Here is a 1449-nt window from a genome sequence, read left to right as displayed (position 1 = left end):
CAACACCATGATGCTGTTCGGCGACGCCAAGAAGGTCACCGAAGAGGTCGTGAAGGCCACCGAGTAAAAGTCGGTCGAAAGGAAAAGCCCCTTCCCGGACGAACCGGGAAGGGGCTTTTTTGTTGCCGCATCAGCGGTTGGCTCAGAAGCCGACCGCGCCCTCGGCGACGTGGTCGACGATGGCCAGATGGTTCTCGACGCGGGTGACGCCGGGGGTGTTCTCGGCGGCGACCCGCAGGGCGTCGCGCTGCGCCTCGGTGCGCACGCTGCCCCAGAGATGGACGACGCCGTTGCGCACGACGATGTTGTCGCTGATCTCCGGCGCCCAGGGCTGCGCCCGCAGGGTTTCCAGCAGCCGGTCGCGCAGCGCGCGGTCGTCCGCCGCGGCGGGGGAGACGTCCGGGGCGATGCTGGCCAGGACGTGCAGCAGGTTGGCGCGGCTGACGATGCCGACCAGCGTGCCGTTGCGCAGCACCGGGACACGCTTGATGCGGTTGCTTTCCATCAGGCGGACCACCTCGTCGAGCGGAGTTTCCTCCGTGACGAAGATCAGCGACTCGGTCATCGCGTCGCGCACGTGGCGGCCGTGGGACTTGGTGTAATCGGCGGCTTGGTTCGGGGCGCCCGCGAACATGGCGAGCCACCAGGAGGCCCGGCGCACCGTGCCGGTTTCCGCCCTGCGCAGCAGGTCGCCCTCGCTGATGACGCCGAGCAGGCGCCCGTCCGAATCGCAGACGGGCAGGCCGCTGATCCGATTCTCCAGCATGCGCTTCGCGGCTTCGGTCACCGTCGCGTCGGGACCGATGGTGACCACCTGACGGGTCATGATGTCCGCTGCCTTCATGGCTTTCCTCCGTTCGGCTGATTCGTTGACCCAGCCAACTTACACGTACGCGAAGTGTGGGGAAACAGTCTGGTGTACGGTATACCAATTTGCCGCAGGCCGCTGGGACTGGCGGAAAAAAGAAGGCTCCGCTGGCAGGAAGCCGCGGAGCCGTCAGGTGGGGGAATCTACAGGGAGGAATGCGTGTAGTTCCAAGGACGTTTGTACCCCCAGCGATCCGCCTCAACCACAGTGGATTCGGTATACCAGTCATGCGGCATGTGGATACCGTATACAGTATGCCAAAAGAGCTCCGAAAGCGCAGTATTGCCGGGCTGGGGCGCGGAAATCCGTGTCCCGTCGTTCATCGAAGAAACAGTCCGCGATCCGAACATATCCGCTTGTCATGAACTGGCATCTGGTATACCGTATCTCCAATCCAAGCCGCTTCCCTCTCCGGGGCAATGAAAGCGCGGCCCAAACCCCGTCAACCGGGGAAACCCCGGATCATTCCGGGGGCGGAGAGAGAGGGACGGGAACGCCAATGCAGACGATGAGTTTCTCGGTCGCACCCCTGGATCAGGGGATGAGCTTCAAGGCGAAGGCCTACCAGTCGCTGCGCCAGG

1 protein-coding gene and 1 pseudogene are annotated in these 1449 nt (G+C 64.2%); one reads left to right on the top strand and one right to left on the bottom strand.

The features are described 5' to 3' along the window. Positions 1 to 142: 142 nt before the first annotated feature. Complete coding sequence (locus DXK32_RS31905; RefSeq protein WP_114862157.1) at positions 143 to 844, bottom strand: CBS domain-containing protein; 702 nt, start codon at positions 842 to 844, stop codon at positions 143 to 145. 385 nt (positions 845 to 1229) lie between these two features. On the opposite strand from DXK32_RS31905, the pseudogene DXK32_RS32855 reads away from it, so the two are divergent. Beyond that, positions 1230 to 1449 (top strand): annotated as a pseudogene (locus tag DXK32_RS32855) (GntR family transcriptional regulator); the annotation flags it as partial.

Origin of the sequence: Azospirillum brasilense (genome assembly GCF_003349955.1) — a bacterium.
GTDB lineage: Bacteria > Pseudomonadota > Alphaproteobacteria > Azospirillales > Azospirillaceae > Azospirillum > Azospirillum brasilense_B.
This window is presented reverse-complemented; position numbering and strand designations above follow the sequence as displayed.